This is a genomic window from Flavobacterium sp. HBTb2-11-1 (assembly GCF_009826975.1).
Taxonomy (GTDB): domain Bacteria; phylum Bacteroidota; class Bacteroidia; order Flavobacteriales; family Flavobacteriaceae; genus Flavobacterium.
Genome location: NZ_WUMO01000001.1, coordinates 331,843 through 352,825, shown reverse-complemented (window position 1 = coordinate 352,825; position 20,983 = coordinate 331,843). Strand labels below are relative to the sequence as shown.

Here is a 20,983-nt window from a genome sequence, read left to right as displayed (position 1 = left end):
TTTTTTAAAATATTATCCAAAGTTTTGTTTTTCAACCAAATATGTAGTCAATATTTTTTCAAAATTATCGCCAACATTTACCGGAACGTACTTAATTTGGTTCTTTGCGCAGGTTAAAGCCAAATTTTTAAAGTACGCCTCCACCCTTTTTTCATATTCCTCTTTTACGTTATCTGCAAAAATCGAAACCTCTTCTCCCGATTCTAAATCAATGAATTTTCTTGGTGCGTTATCAAAATCAAACTTCAATTCGGTCTCATTATCAACTACATGAAACAAAACTACCTTGTGCTTATTGTGTTTTAAATGTTGTAATGCGTTAAATAATTTCTCGTCATCTTCGGTCTGAAACATATCGGTAAACAAAATAATCATCGAACGGCGATGCATTTTCTCCGCAATCTGATGCAGATATGTAATAGTATCGGTCGCTTTTTTGACTTTTGGCTGAACCAATAATTCTTCCAATTTATTCAAAAGCATTCGGTGATGGCGATCGCTTCCTTTCTCTGGAGCGTAATATTCGTATTTATCTGAGAAAACGCTTAACCCAACGGCATCACGCTGTTTCTTTAAAATATTCATTAAAACTGCTGAAGCCAAAACGGCAAATCCGATCTTCTTTTCGTAAAAAGGCTGATTCGATTTCAATTCTGGATAATGCATTGATGATGAATTATCTACAATCAAATGACAACGCAAATTGGTTTCTTCCTCAAAACGTTTCGTATACAAACGATCGGTTTTGGCGAATAATTTCCAGTCGATATGTTTGGTGCTTTCGCCTGCGTTATAGACTTTGTGCTCTGCAAATTCGGCCGAAAATCCATGAAACGGACTCTTATGCATTCCCGATATAAAACCTTCCACAACCTGATTCGCCAGCATTTCGAGGTGCTGAAAACTGGAGACTTTTTCTATTTCCGATTCAATTTTCATTCGGTTTCTTTTTTTATGTTTTGTGCTTTATAAAGCAAATCTGTCGCCTGAAACAATTTGCGTTTCAAGATCGGACTAAAATTAGGGTTTTCTTTTAAGAATTTTTGTACTTCATCAAAAGCAAATTTCGATGAATATCTTCCAACTGTATTGTCCAACCAATCTTTCGGAAAGAAAATATCTCCCGTACGCTGAATTTCATCAACCAAATCTAATGAAAATCTAATATACTTTTGCGCACTTTCCTGACGAAGCGGATGATGAATATTTGCCAAACCAACCGAAACCCATGATTCTTTTTCGCGATTTGCATCGTCTTTCAAAGATTCCATAAAGGCATTTCGAACTGATTCATCTTTTGATAATGATGGAAGCAGAAATTCAAAACGCTTTTGTTTGTCGGGATTCGTAAACGATGTTCTCGTTTTCTCCAAGATTTCATCTGCTAGCGGATGTTTAAAAATCGCTAGATTAATTGCTATATTCGTGTAATCGTCTTCGTTCAGTTTCAAATTGGGAATGGAAATTTCCCTGTTCCAAACCTTATATAATTTGCCTAACGCCAAGTCTGAATAAGCAACTGAGCTAAACAAACCAAATAAGGTTTTTTTAATATTAGAAGACAAGTCTGATGGCAAACGTGTAAACAAAGTATAAACTAGCATTTTTTGACTGACCTTCTGTTGCTTTTCTGTAAAAAATCTCCAGTATATAGCATTTATATTGTTTGTTATAATTCGTAAAACCAACTCATTTTCTTCTAATTGAATTCCTCTGAAATAACATCTAAATGCATCATCAGGCGAAATGTTTCCAATAAGCATATTTTCATAAAGATTACTGTAAGCCGAAGCTCTTGCCATTTCATCTTTTAAAGAGGTAATATAATTTAAATTAATCCCGTCAAGCGGAAAAACGCCGTATCCAAAACCGTTATAATTGTAAACCACAGCAATTGGTTTTTCAAGTCCTACAGCTTCTTTTACAACGGTATTTTTGTCATTAATATTAACTGACAAAACCTTTACTTCTTTGGCATAAACTAAACCAATCTGAAAAACCTGAGGCCAGATATTCTCTGATTTATCCTCGGCTTGTTGTTGAATTTCAAAACTTTTAATTCGGTTTTTAGAATCATATTCTATTTGATCCGTAAAAATGGCTCTCCCTGATTTATTAACCCAGACATCGCTCCATTTTTTCATATCAAGCGGAGTTTCAGCATCGAGAAGTTCTACCAAATTATTCCAATCGGCGTTATCATTGGCGTATTTCTGAATATATTTTTGAATTCCTTTCTGGAAAGGCTCTTTTCCCATCGAAGCTTCTAATTGGCGCATCATAATTGGCGCTTTGTTGTAAATAATAGCGCCGTAAAGCGAACCCGCATCTTTTAAATTTGCCAAATGCTGCTTGATCGGATGCGTCCCCAAAGATCGATCTTCCGCGAAAGCGCTAGGATAATGCGCGGTGAAAAACTGCAGATTATGATTGACTTTCGGGAAAATCGGATTCATGATTTTATCGGCCATGAAATTGGCGAAAACCTCTTTCATCCAAACGTCGTCGAACCATTTCATCGTAACCAAATCCCCAAACCACATGTGTGAGGTTTCGTGAGCTATCAATTTAGCACGGTTTAATTTCTCTGTATCAGTTGCGCTGTTGTCCAAAAACAAAGTCGATTCTCTGTATTGAATTGCGCCAACATGTTCCATTCCGCCGTACTGAAAAACAGGAATTGAAGCAAAATCCAGCTTTTGAAACGGAAATTTGTAATTGGTATATTTTTCCAAAAAATCTAAAGACTGCTGATGTAAATTGAAAATAGTATCTGCGCTTACGCGAAATTTCTCTGGACTGTTCTCACGATACAACATCGTCATTTCCAAACCGGGTTTCTGTGTCACGCTGTTGAATTTTCCTGCCACAAACGAAAACAGATACGTGCTCATTTTATCTGATTCTCCAAAAGTGTACGACGTAAAATCGCCTTTTTCCATTTTCTCTTTCACATCGGCTCCAGCCAAAACAGACCAATCTTTCGGCACAGAAAGACTCAATTTATAAGTCGCTTTTATATCAGGCTGATCAAAACAAGGAAATAAAGTACTCGCGCGATCAGGAACCAATAAAGTGTAGAGGAATTCATCGTTTCTGTTTAAAGATAAATTACCCGCAATAAAAGAAATCGCAACTGTGTTTTTTCCTGAAACTAAAGTTGAAACTGGAATTACGATATGCCCGTTTTCATGAACAATCGAAAACTTTTTTCCGTTTGCTTCAACCGCTTTTATGTTGGAAGTTTTCTCTTTAAAATCTAAAATTAAGGGCTGACTTAAATCAGATAAACTCAAATTTATCGTCAAATCAGAATTTATATTTTCGGCTTTCTGATTCGGAATTTCGAAAGACAAACTGTATTGAAGATCTGAGATCTGCTTTTTACGAAATTTCGCCAGCTGTTCTGAAACACCATTTTCTAATAATTCATTTTCTTTTACCTGAGAAAAACTATTGGAAATCAATATAAAAAAACAAAGAAGGCTGTAGAAAATTTTCATTTTTGACGATTATAAGATTGGCTAAAATTAGCAAAAGCATTAATTTTTCGCAAACAATTACTGCAACAACATTGCATTTAAAAATAAGATTTCTATATTTGCAACACTATTGCATTAATTCTGGTTTAAAATATCAGAAGTAATCTTAACGAATGAAAAAGAAACTTAAATTTATAAATCTCTTTATGCCTTTGATTGTATTGTTCGCAATACTTTTTCCGGCTGTCCATTCGTATGAGCATATTTTAGACACTCATAATTGCAAAGAGAAATTAGAATTTTCTATTTCCGAAAAACCACAATTCAAGGCCAAACTGCATTCGTTTCATAAATGTTCGATTTGCGATTTTAAGTTTAGCGCTGTTGGCACATTTGAATTTCATGCTTTTCAGTTTTTCAAGAATAATCCTGTTGTAAAACACATCAGTTTTTACAGCAAACCGCATTTTGTATTTTTTAAGGGTGCTCTTTTCTCACTTCGAGCCCCACCTTTTACACTTTAGTATTTTTTTGTGCACCCGATTTGCCTTCGCAATTCGGCTACTTAATGTTTTAAAATCTTAAAACATTAAAAAGCATTTCATTCATTTTAAGCAATTAAACAAATATTGGTATTGTCATTGATATTGGTATTGATATTGGTATTGTTTTCCGCTTTTTCCGCACAAAACCTCCCTTTTTATCGATTAACACATTCAAACTAAATCCCAATTCAGGTTTTAGTTATGGCTGTACCTTTTTAAGCATTTGTTTGTTCTCGCAAAGTCGCGAAGACGCAAAGTTTAGAGCAATTTTCTTTGCGTCTTCGCGACTTTGCGAGAACTAAATCAAAGAAAACCTTAAAGAAAAAATCTTAACCTAATGCCTTTAGCCATAAAAGCTTAAAAGCATTTACTATCTCTTTTATAACCCAAAATACCCTTTATAAAATGATCAAAATCAAATCAGAAAAAATGAAAACAACAAAACTTATTCTGGTTTCGCTCTTTGCTGCAATGGCTTTTACAAGTTGCAGCAATGACGATTCAGAAGAAAAACAGGCAATTCCAACTATTGAGAAAATCGAGCTGGGTCTTAACAACAACGAAACTGCAACTATTGGTGCAGATTTCCATTTTAATGCAGAAGTAACTGCCGCTGATAAAATCGAAAATGTACAGGTTAAGATTGTGCAAAAAAGTACCGAAACATATTCTAAAGTTTGGTCGCATGAAATTACCTGGACACAATATGCGGGTGCAAAAAATGCCACGGTTCACAAACATTTTGACATTCCAGTAGATGCCGCAGAAGGAAAATACGATTTCATCATTATCGTAAATGATCAAAACGGAAGCAAGCTAGAAGTGAAGAAAAACCTAACGATTATAACTCAAAAAATATGAAAAATTTAAAGCTTCTTTTAGGCATTTTGACTCTTGCCTTTATAACATCTTGTTCAAGCGATAATGCCGAAATAGACACCGAATATCCTGTAATTGACATCACTGGAACAAATGCTTTTCCTATTCAATGCAGCACAATTGAACGTGGAAAGACCTTTACTTTCAAAGCCACTTTTAATGACAATGCCGAATTGGGTTCTTACAGCTTAGACATTCACCACAATTTCGACCATCATACTCATAGTACAGAAGTTAATACCTGCGAAACCGAAGCTGTAAAAACTCCAGTAAAACCGATGCTTTTCATCAATAATTACACTATTCCAAACGGCGTGAAAACTTACGAAGCAACGGCTCAAATCATCATTCCTGCAGATGTAGATCCTGGAGATTATCATTTTATGATCCGCTTGACAGACAAGGAAGGCTGGCAGACGCTGAGAGGTTTAAGCATTAAAATTTTATAAGATCAGATTAATGAAGAATGCCCTATCCATGTATTGGAAATATTGTTTTTTAACCATCAGTTTATTGTTTTCAGCCGAAGCTTTTTCTCAAAATCAGCCTTCAGAAAATAAAGCAGAAATTAAGGAACTTGACGAAGTTTTAATCAGTAATAATACTGGTCAAAAACGCAAAAAAGAAGAGTCGCTGAATGTTGAAACGGTAAACAATAGTTTCATTCAGCGTAATCTTGGCGGAAGTTTAATGCAGTCTTTGCAGAAATTGCCAGGCGTTAAAACTATTTCGATTGGTTCTGGAGGTTCGAAACCGCTTATTCGAGGTTTGAGTTTCAATCAGGTTATTGTGGTCGAAAACGGCTTGAAACACGAAGGCCAGCAGTGGGGCGCCGATCACGGTTTGGAAATCGATCAATATGCTGTCAATCGGGTAGAAATTATAAAAGGCCCTTCTTCGTTTATCTACGGATCTGATGCTGTAGGCGGTGCGGTAAATATTAAACCGCTTCCGCTTCCGTTGCAAAATACTTTTGGCGGAAGCGTTGATCTTACCGGAAAAAGCAATAATGCTCAATTTGGAAGCTCCATTAATTTATTTGGAAGAAACAAAAACTGGTTCTTTGATTCCCGTGTCACCACAATGGATTATGGGGATTATCGCGTTCCGACCGATGTGGTTCATGTATACAGTTATGCTGTTCCGCTGTACAAAAATCATTTGCGAAATACGGCTGGACGCGAACTTGATTTTCATTTGAGTACGGGTTATTCTGGAGAGAATCTAAAATCTGTTTTTTATTTCAGTAATGTGCATACCAAAAGCGGATTTTTCGCGAATGCGCACGGACTCGAACCCCGAAATGTAGATCTGGAACTGCACGATAAATCAAGCCGTGATATTTTGATGCCGTATCAGCAAGTCAATCATTTAAAGGTTAGTAATACGACTTCTTTTCAATTGGGGAATCATGCTTTTGAGATGCAGATTGGTTTTCAAAATAATTTTAGAAGAGAATATAGTCATTACGTAAATCACGGTTATATGCCTCCAATTTATCCCGAAGACATGTACGCTCCAAAAGATTTGGAACGCCAATATGATAAAGATGTTTGGTCGTTTTCTGCTAAAGATGAATTCCGATTCAATCACCATCAGATTACTGTCGGAACCAATATTGCTGGACAGGAAAATGCCATTGGCGGATGGAGTTTCTTGATTCCATCTTTCACCCAATTCAACGCTGGCGTATTTGTTTATGACAAAATGGAACTGAATGAAAAATGGTTTCTTCATGGCGCTGTTCGTTACGATTACGGAAAAATCAAAATGAAATCGTATTACGATTGGTTTCAAAGTCCGGTTTCTGAAAACAATCAGACGCAGATGCAATACTTGCAGCGTTCTCAAGATTTAACCAAAACTTTTGACAGTTTCACATGGTCTGCCGGAATCAATTATAATCCTGGAAATCTTGCGATAAAAGCCAATTTAGGTTCGAGTTTCAGAATGCCGATTGCCAAAGAACTGGCTTCAAACGGCGTAAATTATCATTATTTCAGATTCGAAAAAGGAAATCCGAATTTGGATGCAGAACGTTCGTATCAATTGGATTTGGGAATAGAATGGAATCAGCAAAACTGGTCTTTTCAGCTGACGCCGTTTGTGAACTATTTTCCAAATTTCATTTATCTGAATCCAACCTCAGCTCATGATATTTATTATGGAGCAGGAAATCAGGTTTTTGAATACGAGCAAAGTAAAGTCTTTCGCTATGGTGCGGAATTCCAGACGCGCTATTATTTCCTAAAATCTTTAAGTGCAGAAATTAGTGCCGAATATCTTTATTCAGAACAAAAATCAGGAAGCAAAAAAGGCTATACGCTTCCATTCTCGCCTCCGCCTTCTGTTTTGTTGGGATTGAATTATGAACCGCAAATTAGCTTTTTAAAAGAACCTTATTTCTCTGTTGATTATCGTTTTACGGCACAGCAAAACAATATTGTTCCGCCTGAGAAAAAAACGGCTGAAAGTCATGTTTTTAATGTGGCTTTTGGCTCAAAAGTAAAATCAGGAAACCAAGACATCTCCATCAATATTCAGATCCAGAATTTATTCAATACAAAATATTTAAATCACACCAGCTTTTACCGTCTTATCGAGCTTCCGGAAGCGGGAAGAAACATCATTGTTTCTATGAAAATTCCGTTTTCCTTTTCGCGATAAGCAAACCATTCAAAACTCAATTATTTACAAATTTTAAATCCTTTATTACAATGAAAAACAAGTTTTACAAACTACTATTTTTATTCGCTGTATCGCTTTTTGCGGTTTCGTGCAGCAACGACGATGACAACCACGACGATCACGATCATGACCATGACACTTCAGAAGAACATACTTTTGTTCGAGTTTTACTTTCTGACGAAAAAACTACGGAACTAACGCTTTTTGATCCGCATGAAGATAAAATCAGTTCTTTTACGGCAAAGTTTGCTAAAGCTTCTTTGTACACAACAGAATCTGGACGTTATGCAGGAATTGTTCACAGAGACAATAATTTCGTAGAAACTTTTGACAGCGGATTGGAATTACACGGCGATCATATTGATGTTGATGATGTTCCTAAATTTGGAATTTTAGCAACAAGCGCTTTAAAACCAACGCATTTTAAAAGTAAAATTGGTGAAATTCTAACTTTTAACGACGGAGACGGAACGCTTTCTGTTGGTAAAGAAGCTGATGTAAACAAAGCTGGTGTAACATTCAAAACGATAAATTCAGGTTTATTGGCACATCACGGTGCAATGGCGACTTTTACAAACGGAACTTATGCCATTACGGTAAAAGATAATTCGGTGACAGGAACGCTTCCTGAAAAAGTAAAAATCATCGACAACACCGGAAAAACCCTTTTTGATGCTAAAATTCAAACAAAAGGAATTCACGGAAATGCTTCAGACGGCGTGTATGCTGTTTTTGGTTCGTCAAGCGGCATTTTGGTTGTAGAAAGCAACGGAAATCAAAAATTGATCAATCATCCAGCAGATTTTGGAACGGCTTGGTTCGGAACTATTTTAGAAACGGCTTCTGCTGGAAAATTCATTGGGTATACAGCCGCAAAAGGCGCATTTTTAATTGATGTTGTGGCTAATACTGTAAAACCAATTATTCAGAACACAACCATTATGCAATGTAAAACAAGTTACGATCGTAAAAAACTGGCTGTTTTATTGCATTCTGGAGAATTTAAACTGTATGATATCAGCAGTTTGCAAGCGGTAAAAGAAACTAAAGCAACTGCAGAAACAGCTACAGATGCTATATTAAAACCTCAAATGGCAGTTACAGATCGTTTTGCTTACATTACTTCGCCAACCACTGGAGAATTAGTGCAAGTAAACCTTACTACATTGGAAATCAAAAAGACTAAGGTTTCTAGTACACCTTATATGATTACGGTTTTGGGTTATGAAAACAGCGAAACTCACAGCCACTAATTAATTTTCGAACAACTATTGCAATTATTTTAACACATAGAAACATAGCTTATCTTTGAGTATAGAGACGTTTCACTTATTTAAAACCACATAGCTATGTGTAAAAACTAGTTTTCTCTAAACTCTTTTATGAGCATAAAATCTATGTTTCTATGTGTTTAAAAAATTCAACACATAAAAAAGGTCCAACTTTCGTCGGACCTTTTTTATATTAATCGCAATCTAAGATTACAATAAAGCGTCTAAACTATCTGCGTAGGCCTGTTTCGGAGCTACTCCTACTTGTTTTCCTACTACTTCACCATTTTGAAACACCAAAACGGTTGGTATGTTACGCACACCATATTTTGCAGCAAATTCTTGGTTAGCATCTACATCTACTTTACCAACAACTACTTTACCAGCGTACTCTTCGCTTAATTGGTCAATGATTGGACCAACCATTCTACAAGGACCACACCATGCTGCCCAAAAATCCACCATTACTGGTTTATCTGATTTTAAAACTACTTCATCAAAAGTAGCATCTGTTATTGCTAATGCCATAATATATTAAGATTAAAATTAGGTCTGAAATATTAACTTTCAAACTACAGTACAAATTTAAAAATTTAAAATAAATCAAACACCATTACTAAATTAGTTTTCATTATAAATGTATTGTCAATAATTATAAACTGTATAACGCTAAATTTACAATTTATTTACCTGAAAATCAAACCAATAAACTTTTTAGCATTTTTTTAGTATCTTTAGTATATCCAAAAACGCGATTAACATGAAAGAAACTTTATCCAAAACAAAATCCTTTCTGCAATCTGATTCTTTTAAAAAATATGCCAAACGCTTTGGATATTTTATTCTTGGACTAATCGCGATTCTTCTACTTGCCTGCGGAGGTTTGTCGATATATTTCAACCGAAATAAAGCCGAAATTATTGCCAAAGTCAATACCAAAATCAACGAGAATATAAATGGCAAATTTCATATTGGCGATTTTCATTATAAGTTTCTAACGGGTTTCCCGAACTTCACATTGGCGCTGAATGATGTCGAAATAAAAGACAATCAATGGCAAAGCCACAAACATACTTTGTTGAGAGCAAAAGAAATCGAAGCACGTTTGAACATTTTGAGTTTATTGAAACACGAAATCAATATTCATAAAATCTTGATCAACGACGCTGATATTTATATCTACAAAGCTGAAAATGGTTATTCTAATGCCAATATTTTTAAACCCAAAAAGAAAAAGCCTCAAACCGATAAAGAAAAGCCCGAAACTACAATTGATGAAGTAAACCTCAACAAAGTGCATGTAATTATTGACAATCATTTAGGTCATAAATTGTTTGATTTTGATGTGGCGAGTTTAGAATCTAAAGTAAATTATGGCGACGACAGCTGGCAGACCAATTTGTTTTTGAAAACTAAAATTAACAGTCTAGCTTTTAATACCATTCATGGAAGTTTTGCTAAAGAAAAAGTTCTCGAAGGCAATTTTGATATTTCGTATGCTGAAGCCAATCAGAAAATAGATATTAAAACCAAAGGACTTAAAATTGGTTCTGATGTTTTTGATATTGTCGCTTTTTTTAATATCGGAAAAAACAATTCGCTATTTGGAATCAATATCGGAACGGATATTTTATGGCGAAATGCTTCCAATTTATTATCGGCAAACATTAGTTCGAAACTTAACCAATTTGATATCAAAAAACCGATTAAGGTAAACTGCGACATCAAAGGCGATTTGAATGTTGAAGGCGATCCGAAAATTGTAGTGCAGGCAGATGTTCGCGATAACGAATTAACGATTCCTGACGGTTTGTTTACCAATTGCAGTTTTAAAGGAATTTTTACGAATACTTTTAGACCCGAAAAGGAATCCAGCGATCCAAACTCCGCTATTATTCTCACCCATTTTAAAGCCGAATACGAAAGCATTCCGTTAAAAATTGCGCAAGCTGTAATTAATAATCTCGAAAAACCCATTGCGACAGGAGTTGTAAATTCCGATTTTGATATTTCGAAATTGAACGGAATGATGAATGAAAAAATGCTTCATTTTGAAAGCGGTCACGCACAAGCCAATTTGAAATTTCAGTTTGATATTGTCGATTTGTATATCAATAAACCCAAATTTACAGGCGATGTTGATATAACTGATGCCACATTCGATTATCTTCCGAAAAAGATTCATGCCGAAAAAACTGCGGTGCAATTGTCCTTTACGCAAGAAGCGCTTTATATTAAAAAAATTGCCTACAAACACAAAAAGAACATTATCCGCATTGACGGAAAAATTGATAATTTCTTGAATCTCTATTACGACGCACCCGAAAAAATGGTCGTAAACTGGAACATTTACTGTCCAAATATTGACGTAAAACAGTTTATAGGCGTTTTAGAAAATTCGCCCAAACAAAAAGTCGCAGTAAAAAAACCAGTTAAACAAAATGTCAATTTTACGAATCAATTAAGATCGGTTATCGAAAAATGTACCGCTGTGATTAATCTTAAAGCCGATAAAATCACATATGGAGCGCTGACGGCAACCCATACACAAGCAACGCTGCAAATGCTAAATTCTAAGATTCTGCTTAAAAACGGAACATTAAATACTTCTGGCGGAAGCATAAACTTTAGCGGTTCTGTTGAGCCAAGCGGCAATCGTTATGTTTTTACCTCAAACGCACAGGTAAACCGAGTTGATATTGCGAGTTTTTTAAGGTCTTTCAATAACTTCGGAATCAAATCTTTCAGTCCGAAAAACATCCGAGGGCGATTAACTAGCAATGCCAATGTTGCTGGTTTAATGAGCAGCACAGGTGATTTGATTATGAATTCTATGAAAGGAAAACTCGATTTTAATGTCAACCAAGGCGCCTTAATCAATTTTGAACCGATTATGAAAGTCGGCAAATTTGCTTTTCCGTTTCGTGATGTCGAGAATATTACTTTCAGCGATTTATCAGGCTCGCTCAATCTTCGCGGAGAGCAAATCGATGTCAATAAACTCACCATAAGTTCCAGCGTTCTTAACATGGATGCAGAAGGTGTTTATTCTTTCGGCAGAGGCACCAATCTCGCGCTTACCGTTCCGCTAAGAAATTCTAAAAACGACGCCAAACTCGCCACCAAAGAAGAACGAAAAGCCGTTCGCGAAAAGGGCATTGTCCTGCATTTGATTGCTTATGATAATGAGGGAAAAATGAAGGTTAAGTGGGGGAAGAAGGATAAGGGGTAGAAAAAGTTTCATGTTTTTTGTCATTCCAACGAATCTTCATTGATTATTCTTTACAATAAATCTCAAATCTCATGGTTAATATCCAGTTGAAAACTAAATATTTTTGAGGCCAATTGTGCGCGCAAAACTTGAAAACCAAAAAAACACTAAATCAAATATTTAGCTAATATTTTTAATTACCCAAGAATCATAAATTTATCAATTATAACTTAATATTTGCATATATGATAAATATTATATAATATTGCAAATCTATAAATTCATGAAAATGACAGATTGGAATACAAAAGTTAAAAGATTACTTAAATCCGAATTAATAAAAAGAGGTATTTCTAATTATGATTTATCTTTAATGTTAGCGGAAATTGGTATAAAAGAAACCAAAGCGAGTATCGATAGTAAAATTAGTCGAGGTAGTTTTAGTGCATCTTTTTTTCTCCAATGCCTTTCTGTTATTGGTTGCAATAAAATAGAGATTGAAGAATATGAAGCAAGTTTAATGAGCGTAGCTGAGCCTAATGTTGAATATAATAAATTGATTAATGGAAAATAGAACTGTAAAATTTATTGACTTATTTGCTGGGCTTGGGGGAATCCGAATAGGCTTTGAGAATGCTTTTAGAAATCTAGGGTATCAAACCGAATGTGTTATGACTTCAGAGATAAAACCTCATGCAATTGCTACTTTAAAAAAGAATTTCAATCATGATTTCTTTGTTGGTGATATATTTGAAGTTAAAAACGATTCCATTCCTGATTTTGATTTTTTATTAGGAGGTTTTCCCTGCCAGCCTTTTAGCGCTGGTGGTAAAAGACAAGGTTTTGTTGATACTAGAGGAACTTTGTTTTTTGAAATTGAAAGAATCTTAAAGGAAAAAAAACCTTATGGATTTATTTTAGAAAATGTAGAAGGATTGGTCAAACATGACTTAGAAAATAAGGGGGATGTTATTGGGAGAACCTTATCAACTATCATTGATAAATTGGAAAATGATTTAGATTATGATGTAACTTGGAAAGTTTTTGATTCACTTGAATTTGGTTTAGCTCAATCAAGGAAAAGAATTTTTATTGTTGGTTCAAGAAAAGGAAAAATAGACTTGGAAGGTAACGAGCCTAGATATAGTAAATTGAACGATATTTTGGAAAATGGATTAAAGCCTATTCAGTCACAGTTTGTAGATAAAATACTCTCTAAATTCGACTTAAAAGATTTATATGGAAAATCGATTAAAGACAAACGAGGGGGAGATAATAATATACACAGTTGGGATATCGGCATTAAAGGAGAAGTTACAGATAAACAATCTTTACTACTTAATAAATTATTTAAAGAGAGAAGGAAGAAACATTGGGCTTTAGAAATCGGCATTGATTGGATGGATGGAATGGCTTTAACTCTACAGCAGATAAATACTTTTATAGACTATCCAGAAAATGAATTGGAAGAAATGTTAGAAGATTTAACCAAAAAAGGATATCTTAAATTTGAATATCCTAAGAAATTAGTAAAAGAAGAATCTGAAAATGGCATTAAGTCATATAGAATCTATGATATGACCAAGCCTAAAGGTTACAATATCGTTACAGGTAAACTAAGTTTTGAAATTAATAAAATTTTAGACCCTAATGATATTGCTCCAACCTTAGTTGCTACTGATGTTTCCCGCCTAGCTGTTCCTGACGGGAATGGTTTAAGAAGACTAACTATTCGGGAAGGATTACGATTGTTTGGCTATCCTGAATGGTACGAAATTCCAACAAAAGAATATGACGCATTTGATTTATTAGGAAATACAGTTGCTGTTCCAGTTGTCGAATTTGTCGCATCACAACTTGCAAATAACTACCTCATAAATGAACCTGTTTATTTTACATCTAATAAAATGCCTGTATGTTCTTGATAGTTTTTAATTACATTTTGAAGCCAATGCCCATTAGTGTGTCTTGTTTGTGGGTATTGGTATCTTGTTTCGTTTAAGGCTGCTAAAAATTCTTCCTTAGATGCAAATGGTTTAAAAGTTGATTTTGTAGAATACCAAATTGTAGGTCTAATGTTGTAAATCACACTTTTTTTCTCTTGTACTTTTAGCGGATAGGTTCCACTCGAACCCGCTAATTCCCATATTTTTTTAAGCCAAACATTTTTGATAGTAATTGTACTTCCATGCATTTCGTAAGCAAAAATTAAATAATCAGAATCAATCCTGTAAGCATTCACTAATAGAGAATTACAATAAGAATCAAAATTAGCCAAATCAAATCCAGGTCCTCTTTTTAAATCAAAAGTTTTTACTTCTAATAAATCTGTTTTTTGGTTATGTTTATCCAGATAAAAATCTGGAAAAACTTGTGAATTATTGTTTTCTTCAAATTCAACTTTTTCTTTCATCATCCAAGCCTTCAGCCATTCTTGGAGCAAATTACCAACTGTGTCTTTGGTTTCGACAGAAATTGTCAAATCTCTCAACTTAAAGTTTATTATTGCTGTTTCTCCAATTATTTTATACTCATCAACAAGTTTCACGTAGAGTTCTGGTGCTGTTAGCTTCATTAAATTTTTGTTTTAGTTAGTGAAGCCAAATATAAAAATTTATTCTTATTCAAATTTTTGAAAGTAATATCTTAAATTAAACAATTTATATCTAATTTCAAAAGTTTTATTTTTTTAAAGAAGTAAATACAAAAAATCTCAATACCGTTATTGACAAATTCAGATACATTAAGTGAAAGACAAAAATAAAAAAGCCACTTTCTCAAGTGGCTTTTTCTCATTTCTTACTCAATCCCCAAATAAGGATCAAGAATTTCTGCTAATTCATTTAGCCAAAAGAAACCATCTTCAATATTTACGGTTTCAGTTTTCATAAATCCGTCTTCTCGTATGGCATTTAACGCAATTAGGAAATTTACTTGCCTAATGGTTTTTGCCATACTTTTGGAATCAATTGAATTGTTGAAGAATTCGGTTAACCTCAATTCGGTTTCTTTGGAAAGGATGTTGGTACTCATAATTTTGAAGTTTAGGGAAAATAAAACCCGCACGGGTTAGCTGTCCTACGCCTTCAAATACGCGTTGCAGTTGTTTCCAATACCGCCAGCATGCCGTACGGGCAAAAATTTTTTTTGTATTCATAATTTGAAGTTTAGGATTTCAAATATATGAAAAAGAAAAACAAATTGTAAGTTTTTTCTTTATTTATAAATTAAAATACTATAAGTATATTTTCTGCCAATCGAAATTACAAAATTGAAAAAATAAATCTTCAGATAATTCATAATATTTCCTTAACTCACTTGCCTTTTTCCGCCAAAATGGATAAGTTTGAGAATGAATCATTAAATTTTATTTGTTATGAAAGTACAAATCAACACCGACAAAAACATTGAAGGAAGTGCAAGATTAGAAAGCTATTTTTCTGGAGAAATAGAGAAAAGCTTAGATCGTTTTCAAGATAAAATTACTCGTGTAGAAGTTCACTTTGGAGACGAAAACGGGGAAAAGTTTAGCTTGCATGACAAAAAATGTGTGATTGAAGTTCGTCCTGTAAAACTACAGCCAATTACGGTTACAGAACATGCCGAAACACTCGAAAAAGCTTTCAGCGGTGCATTGGCCAAAGTGAAAAAATCGTTGACTACGACTTTCGAAAAAATAAAAGCACATTAATATTTTAAACCATATAAGTGATATAAGTTCATTTTAAGTTTACTGGAAAACTTTATATCACAAAAAAAGCGAAGCACTTTTAGTACTTCGCTTTTTTTGTGTGAAAATCTCAAATTCTATTATATCACTTAAAGAGTGACAAAGGTGCAAAGTGACAAAGTGACAAAGGAAAAAACTTAGAACCTTTGCTACTTTGAACCTTTGTCACTTTTCTATTATTTTGGCAACGGTGCGCCTACTGCAATATCGCAACGGTGACCTGGTTTTCCATGTGGCGGATTCATTCCTTCTGCAACTGTCGCCTCATTTCCTTCTGTGCTTAACAACGCTGGAACTGGGTTTGATGCTGGCGGAGAAACCGTAAAATTTTGAGTAACTGTTCCGCTTTGAGCCGTATTTGTGGTTGTCGGAGTTGTTGTCGCTTTAGGCGAGTTTAGAGGCGCGCCAACAGGAATATCGCATCTATGTCCTGGTTGTCCGTGTGGCGGATTCATTCCTTTTGCCACTTTAACTGGCGCGGCAGTTGTAGTCGTAACCATTTTCTGCTGAGTTGGATTCACCTGTACGGTTTGTCCCTGAGTTGCCTGCACTTGCTGTGTCGGCGCAGAATTTAAAGGCGCTCCAACTGCAATATCGCAACGGTGGCCCGGCTGTCCGTGAGCAGGATTAATTCCTTTTGTATCGCTTAAAACTGTATTTGGGTTTGCAGCAGGGTTTTGCACCACTGGCGCAGCAGGTTTAGTTGTATCTTTTGCAAGTCCTAATCTTACTAATTCGGAAGCTGCTGTACTTTCTTGCGGTTCTAATTCCTTTTTACAGGAAACGAACAATAGAGAAGTTACAGCGAGTGAACTTATAAGTAATTTTGCCTTCATGACTGGGGTATTTGTATTGATGAATCAAATATAGTGGTTTTTTGAGAGATTAAATGACATGAATATTGTTAATGATAATTTAATGAGGTACAAAGGTACATAGTCATTAGGCATCCTAAAATAAACTTTGCGCTTTGGTGCCTTTGTGGCAATAATTGGGTTTTCTTTAGTTTTCTTATATCACTTATATGGTTCAAAAAAAATTATACCTTTAAAGTCAAATAACATATCTCATGAAAAAAATACTTTTACTTCTTTTATTCGCTGCAACTTTTGCAAATGCACAAACCGACAAAAACAAAATCAATCAAATCTTAGACGCGTGGCATAAAGCTGCGGGCGAGGTAAAATATGATGCTTACTTTAATGTATTGGCAGACGACGCCATTTACATCGGAACTGATGCAACTGAAAATTGGACTAAAAAAGAATTTGCTATCTGGGCAAAACCATTTTTCGATAAAGGAACAACTTGGAATTTTAAAGCCTTAGAACGTCATATCTTTTTTGATAAAAGCGGAAAAATTGCTTGGTTTGATGAATTGCTAGATACACAAATGAAAATTTGTCGCGGTTCTGGAGTTTTAGTTAAAGTGGGGAACGAATGGAAAATTCAGCATTATGTTTTATCCATGACGATTCCGAATGACGAAGTTGATGCTGTAACTAAGATAAAAGCGCCAATTGAAGACGCTTTGATTGCAAAACTTCAGAAAAAATAAAACATTTTACGGTTTTCTTATTATAAACGTAACTTTTTGAGCATATTAGAAGCGCTGTTAGCAGATTAATTTTAATTAATTCGGCAAAAACAGCGCTTTTTTGTAACTTTAGAATAAGATACTGTCAAAAAAACGAGCCGTATTTTACAAAATTGATCAAAATAAAACCCATACCTCTATTTTAACAGCCTTTAAAACAAGAATCTTTATTTTTTTCTAACTTTGACCCCAAAAAAAATAGGGTTAAACAAAGTATTTTAAAAATGAAAATAGAAAAACGCTGGATTATCTCCTTTATCATGATAAGCGTCGTATGTACGATAGGGGCATTTTGGCCAACAGTTACAGAAAATAATTATGTTTTATCAGAATTCGGAACTATAGATCATATCGTTCCTGCTGATGTTGCTTGGATGCTTACTTCGAGCTGTTTAGTTTTAATCATGACGCCAGGATTGTCTTTCTTTTATGGCGGAATGGTTGGCAAGAAAAACGTTATTTCGACCATGCTTCAAAGTTTTATCTGCTTAGGCGTCGTTACTCTTTTATGGGTTGTAGTGGCATTTAGTTTGGCTTTTGGAGAACCGGTTGGTTTTGGTTCTGGAGATCATTTTTATAGCTTTTTCGGAAATCCGACGACTTTTGCTTTTATGGATTATGTTGGCGTTCTGCCTCATAAACAATTGGCCAATACGATTCCGTTTATGCTTTTTGCTTTGTTTCAGATGAAATTTGCCATCATTTGTCCTGCCATTATTACGGGTTCGTTTGCTGAACGTGTTCGTTTTATTTCTTATTTAGTTTTCATTAGTTTATTCACGATATTCATTTATGCTCCTTTATGCCACGCGGTTTGGTACCCAACAGGTGTTTTAGGAAGCTATTTTGGCGTTAAAGATTTTGCAGGAGGAACTGTGGTGCACATGAGTTCTGGATTTGCAGCTTTGGCAGGAGTTCTAGTTTTAGGAAAAAGAAAAAACAGCCAGCATATTCCAACCAATATTCCGTTTGTATTATTAGGAACGGGAATGCTTTGGTTCGGCTGGTTCGGATTCAATGCTGGGTCTGCGCTTGCTGCCAACGGAACTGCTGCAATGGCTTTCGCTACAACCACAACTTCATCTGCCGCAGCCATGTTAACTTGGATTTTCTTTGATAGAATGAACGGAAGAAAAGTTTCTGCTCTTGGAGCTTGTATTGGAGCTGTTGTTGGTCTTGTTGCCATTACACCTGCTGCTGGATTTGTTTCGGTACCAGAAAGTATGTTCTTCGGTTTTATTACGGCTTTGGTTTCTAATACAGCTGTAAACTGTAAATATTCTAAAAAATTCGACGATACGCTTGATGTTTTTGCTTGTCACGGTGTTGGCGGAATTATGGGAATGATTCTAACTGCCATTTTCGCTCACGGCGAAGACGCAAGTTTACTTCACGGCGGATGGAATGTTTTCGGACACCACATGATGGCGTTGGTTTTAGTTTCGATCTTTACTTTCTTCGGAGCTTATTTCTTGTTCAAAGTAACCAATTTCATTATTCCGCTGAGGGTTTCAGAAGAATCAGAACATATCGGATTGGATTTATCGCAACACGATGAATCTCTTGATCCAAAAGCACAGCCTATTACTGAGCCACATTACGGTTAATATTATTTTTTCCGCCACGAATTCACAAATTATTTTTAAAATAAAATTCGTGAATTCGTGGCGGAAAACTTTTTAAACCTAATTACGCTATTTTCATTCGTTTATATTCCTTAATTTTGCCGAAAATTTTTGTAAAAGTGGGAAGTAAAAATAAACTAAAAAGATTCAGAGAAAACGAAACATTTCAAAACGTTTTTCAACCAACCAGAGAAGAAGTTGTGGGCGATTTAATGCCTTTAAAAGGAAAATGGAATTCTGATTTCTTTAAAAATGATAATCCATTAGTTTTAGAATTAGGATGTGGAAAGGGAGAATATTCTGTTGGATTAGCAGAAAGATATCCTGACAAAAATTTTATCGGAATTGACATTAAAGGTGCTCGTTTCTGGCGTGGTGCTAAAACTGCTGTAGAAAACGGTCTTCATAATGTAGCTTTCGTTCGTACGCAAATCGAATTGATCAATCATATTTTTGCTGAAGGCGAAGTTGACGAAATCTGGATTACTTTCCCAGATCCGCAAATCAAATACAAAAGAACCAAACATAGAATGACGAATTCTGAGTTTTTGAAATTGTACAAAAAAATCTTGAAAAAAGACGGTGTCGTAAACCTAAAAACCGATAGCGAATTTATGCACGGTTATACACTTGGATTGCTTCATGGCGAAGGTCACGAGGTTTTGTATGCCAACCATAACGTATATAAAAACGAAGGAAGCCCTGAAGTTGTGACTTCTATCCAGACTTTTTACGAAAAACAATATTTAGAAATTAATAAGGCAATTACGTATATTCGTTTCAAAATTAAAGACTAACTTTAATTTTGAAACCTTTATCTAACCCATTTTAATAGCTAAATGACCTACCTTACTCCTTTACTTTCGGGCTTTATTGCCGCTGCCATTGGAACTATTCCGCCAGGATTGCTCAATATGACGGCTGCCAAAATAAAAATGAAAGAAGGAAAAAAGAATGCTTTGTCGTTTGTAATTGGTGCGGTTTTAATTATTTTTTTTCAGGCTTACATTGCGGTATTGTTTGCTCGTGTGATAGACAATCGCCCAGATGTTGTAATATTATTGCGTGAAGCTGGTTTTATCATTTTTTCGATCTTAACCATTTATTTTTTCTTTTTTGCAAAAGATCCAATAGCAAAGAAAAAAACGAAACTAAAGAAAACCAGCAAAAAAAGCAGTTTCTTTCTCGGAATGCTGCTTTCGGGATTAAACTTCTTTCCTATTCCGTATTATGTTGTAATAAGTGTAACGCTTGCTTCATATCATCTTTTCGTATTCGAAAATACAATTATTCTAACCTTTGTATTGGGCTCGGTTCTTGGAGCTTTTGCAATTTTATATAGTTATATTGCTTTCTTTGGAAAAATAGAAAAGAAAACCGATTATTTCATGCGAAACATGAATACCATTATCGGAACTATCACAGGATTGGTTGCACTTGCAACACTTTTTAATATCTTGAATTACTATTTCGGATAAATAAAACTAACGATTAAGAGATTAAGAAAAATTAAGTTTTTATTTTTATTAACTTCATATCGGAATGGTAAAAATATTTTAAAATGGCTGAAGAAAATTTTTTCGAAAGAGTGTATGTAATCGTCAGACAAATCCCATTTGGAAAAGTTACTTCTTATGGCGCTATTGCAAAAGCTTTAGGTGCTGCCCGCTCGGCAAGAATGGTGGGCTGGGCAATGAATGCATGCCATAATATGGATGATGTTCCTGCGCACCGAGTTGTAAACCAAAAAGGACTACTAACAGGAAAGCATCATTTTGACGGAACCAATTTAATGCAGCAGCTTTTAGAAAACGAAGGAATCAAGGTAGTCAACAATCAGATTGTAGATTTTGAAAAGCATTTCTGGAAACCGGAAGTCGAATCGTAAAAATCATTTATACCATATAAGTGATATAAGTTCATTTTAGAAGAAAGAATTTATATTTTTATTTTTC

20 protein-coding genes are annotated in these 20,983 nt (G+C 34.8%); 14 read left to right on the top strand and 6 right to left on the bottom strand.

Annotated elements, in window-relative coordinates:
* Nucleotides 1-12: 12 nt before the first annotated feature.
* On the bottom strand, nucleotides 13-939 hold the full coding sequence (locus tag GR162_RS01615; RefSeq protein WP_160780743.1) for a DUF58 domain-containing protein: 927 nt from the start codon (nucleotides 937-939) through the stop codon (nucleotides 13-15).
* The gene (locus tag GR162_RS01610; RefSeq protein ID WP_160780742.1) at nucleotides 936-3,503 is read right to left on the bottom strand and encodes a M1 family aminopeptidase; all 2,568 of its coding nucleotides are present in this window, start codon (nucleotides 3,501-3,503) and stop codon (nucleotides 936-938) included. The genes GR162_RS01615 and GR162_RS01610 overlap by 4 nt, the downstream gene beginning before the upstream one ends.
* 152 nt (nucleotides 3,504-3,655) lie before the next feature.
* On the opposite strand from GR162_RS01610, the gene GR162_RS01605 reads away from it, so the two are divergent.
* From GR162_RS01605 to GR162_RS01585, 5 genes are all read left to right on the top strand, one after another.
* The gene (locus GR162_RS01605) at nucleotides 3,656-4,006 is read left to right on the top strand and encodes a hypothetical protein (RefSeq protein WP_160780741.1); all 351 of its coding nucleotides are present in this window, start codon (nucleotides 3,656-3,658) and stop codon (nucleotides 4,004-4,006) included.
* 450 nt (nucleotides 4,007-4,456) lie between these two features.
* The gene (locus tag GR162_RS01600) at nucleotides 4,457-4,888 is read left to right on the top strand and encodes a DUF4625 domain-containing protein (RefSeq protein WP_160780740.1); all 432 of its coding nucleotides are present in this window, start codon (nucleotides 4,457-4,459) and stop codon (nucleotides 4,886-4,888) included.
* Entirely contained in the window at nucleotides 4,885-5,355 is a 471-nt protein-coding gene (locus tag GR162_RS01595; protein ID WP_160780739.1) for a DUF4625 domain-containing protein, read from the top strand. The genes GR162_RS01600 and GR162_RS01595 overlap by 4 nt, the downstream gene beginning before the upstream one ends.
* Nucleotides 5,356-5,365: 10 nt before the next feature.
* Entirely contained in the window at nucleotides 5,366-7,573 is a 2,208-nt protein-coding gene (locus GR162_RS01590) for a TonB-dependent receptor (RefSeq protein WP_237421268.1), read from the top strand.
* Between the two features lie 50 nt (nucleotides 7,574-7,623).
* Entirely contained in the window at nucleotides 7,624-8,847 is a 1,224-nt protein-coding gene (locus GR162_RS01585) for a hypothetical protein (RefSeq protein WP_160780738.1), read from the top strand.
* Nucleotides 8,848-9,075: 228 nt separating this feature from the next.
* On the opposite strand, the gene trxA is transcribed toward GR162_RS01585, so the two are convergent.
* A complete protein-coding gene (gene trxA, locus GR162_RS01580; RefSeq protein ID WP_008466289.1) occupies nucleotides 9,076-9,393 on the bottom strand; it encodes a thioredoxin in 318 nt (105 codons plus the stop codon).
* Nucleotides 9,394-9,625: 232 nt separating this feature from the next.
* On the opposite strand from trxA, the gene GR162_RS01575 reads away from it, so the two are divergent.
* The 3 genes from GR162_RS01575 to dcm all read left to right on the top strand — a co-directional run bounded on the left by GR162_RS01575 (nucleotide 9,626) and on the right by dcm (nucleotide 14,001).
* The gene (locus GR162_RS01575; RefSeq protein ID WP_160780737.1) at nucleotides 9,626-12,097 is read left to right on the top strand and encodes an AsmA family protein; all 2,472 of its coding nucleotides are present in this window, start codon (nucleotides 9,626-9,628) and stop codon (nucleotides 12,095-12,097) included.
* 262 nt (nucleotides 12,098-12,359) lie between these two features.
* Entirely contained in the window at nucleotides 12,360-12,650 is a 291-nt protein-coding gene (locus GR162_RS01570) for a DUF6471 domain-containing protein (RefSeq protein WP_160780736.1), read from the top strand.
* Nucleotides 12,640-14,001, top strand: coding sequence for a DNA (cytosine-5-)-methyltransferase (gene dcm, locus GR162_RS01565; RefSeq protein ID WP_160780735.1), 1,362 nt, complete (start codon nucleotides 12,640-12,642; stop codon nucleotides 13,999-14,001). The genes GR162_RS01570 and dcm overlap by 11 nt, the downstream gene beginning before the upstream one ends.
* Here dcm and GR162_RS01560 read toward each other — a convergent pair.
* Both GR162_RS01560 and GR162_RS01555 read right to left on the bottom strand, forming a co-directional pair.
* Nucleotides 13,965-14,651 carry an NgoBV family restriction endonuclease gene (locus tag GR162_RS01560; RefSeq protein ID WP_160780734.1) on the bottom strand — a complete coding sequence of 229 codons (687 nt, stop codon included), beginning with the start codon at nucleotides 14,649-14,651 and terminating at the stop codon, nucleotides 13,965-13,967. The two genes, dcm and GR162_RS01560, sit on opposite strands and share 37 nt — an antisense overlap.
* A gap of 224 nt (nucleotides 14,652-14,875) precedes the next feature.
* On the bottom strand, nucleotides 14,876-15,109 hold the full coding sequence (locus tag GR162_RS01555) for a hypothetical protein (RefSeq protein WP_160780733.1): 234 nt from the start codon (nucleotides 15,107-15,109) through the stop codon (nucleotides 14,876-14,878).
* A 343-nt stretch (nucleotides 15,110-15,452) separates the two neighbouring features.
* On the opposite strand from GR162_RS01555, the gene GR162_RS01550 reads away from it, so the two are divergent.
* A complete protein-coding gene (locus GR162_RS01550) occupies nucleotides 15,453-15,767 on the top strand; it encodes an HPF/RaiA family ribosome-associated protein (RefSeq protein ID WP_008466283.1) in 315 nt (104 codons plus the stop codon).
* 215 nt (nucleotides 15,768-15,982) lie between these two features.
* Here the strand turns inward: GR162_RS01550 and GR162_RS01545 are convergent, their stop codons facing one another.
* Complete coding sequence (locus GR162_RS01545) at nucleotides 15,983-16,642, bottom strand: hypothetical protein (protein WP_160780732.1); 660 nt, start codon at nucleotides 16,640-16,642, stop codon at nucleotides 15,983-15,985.
* Nucleotides 16,643-16,875: 233 nt separating this feature from the next.
* Here GR162_RS01545 and GR162_RS01540 point away from each other — a divergent pair, with 233 nt between their 5' ends.
* From GR162_RS01540 to GR162_RS01520, 5 genes are all read left to right on the top strand, one after another.
* The gene (locus tag GR162_RS01540) at nucleotides 16,876-17,364 is read left to right on the top strand and encodes a nuclear transport factor 2 family protein (RefSeq protein ID WP_160780731.1); all 489 of its coding nucleotides are present in this window, start codon (nucleotides 16,876-16,878) and stop codon (nucleotides 17,362-17,364) included.
* A gap of 263 nt (nucleotides 17,365-17,627) precedes the next feature.
* Entirely contained in the window at nucleotides 17,628-19,010 is a 1,383-nt protein-coding gene (locus GR162_RS01535; RefSeq protein ID WP_160780730.1) for an ammonium transporter, read from the top strand.
* Nucleotides 19,011-19,147: 137 nt separating this feature from the next.
* On the top strand, nucleotides 19,148-19,825 hold the full coding sequence (gene trmB, locus GR162_RS01530) for a tRNA (guanosine(46)-N7)-methyltransferase TrmB (RefSeq protein WP_008466277.1): 678 nt from the start codon (nucleotides 19,148-19,150) through the stop codon (nucleotides 19,823-19,825).
* A 42-nt stretch (nucleotides 19,826-19,867) separates the two neighbouring features.
* Nucleotides 19,868-20,506, top strand: a complete 639-nt coding sequence (locus GR162_RS01525; protein WP_008466275.1) for a lysine transporter LysE — start codon at nucleotides 19,868-19,870, stop codon at nucleotides 20,504-20,506.
* An 83-nt stretch (nucleotides 20,507-20,589) separates the two neighbouring features.
* Nucleotides 20,590-20,916, top strand: coding sequence for an MGMT family protein (locus tag GR162_RS01520; protein ID WP_008466273.1), 327 nt, complete (start codon nucleotides 20,590-20,592; stop codon nucleotides 20,914-20,916).
* Nucleotides 20,917-20,983: the final 67 nt, after the last annotated feature.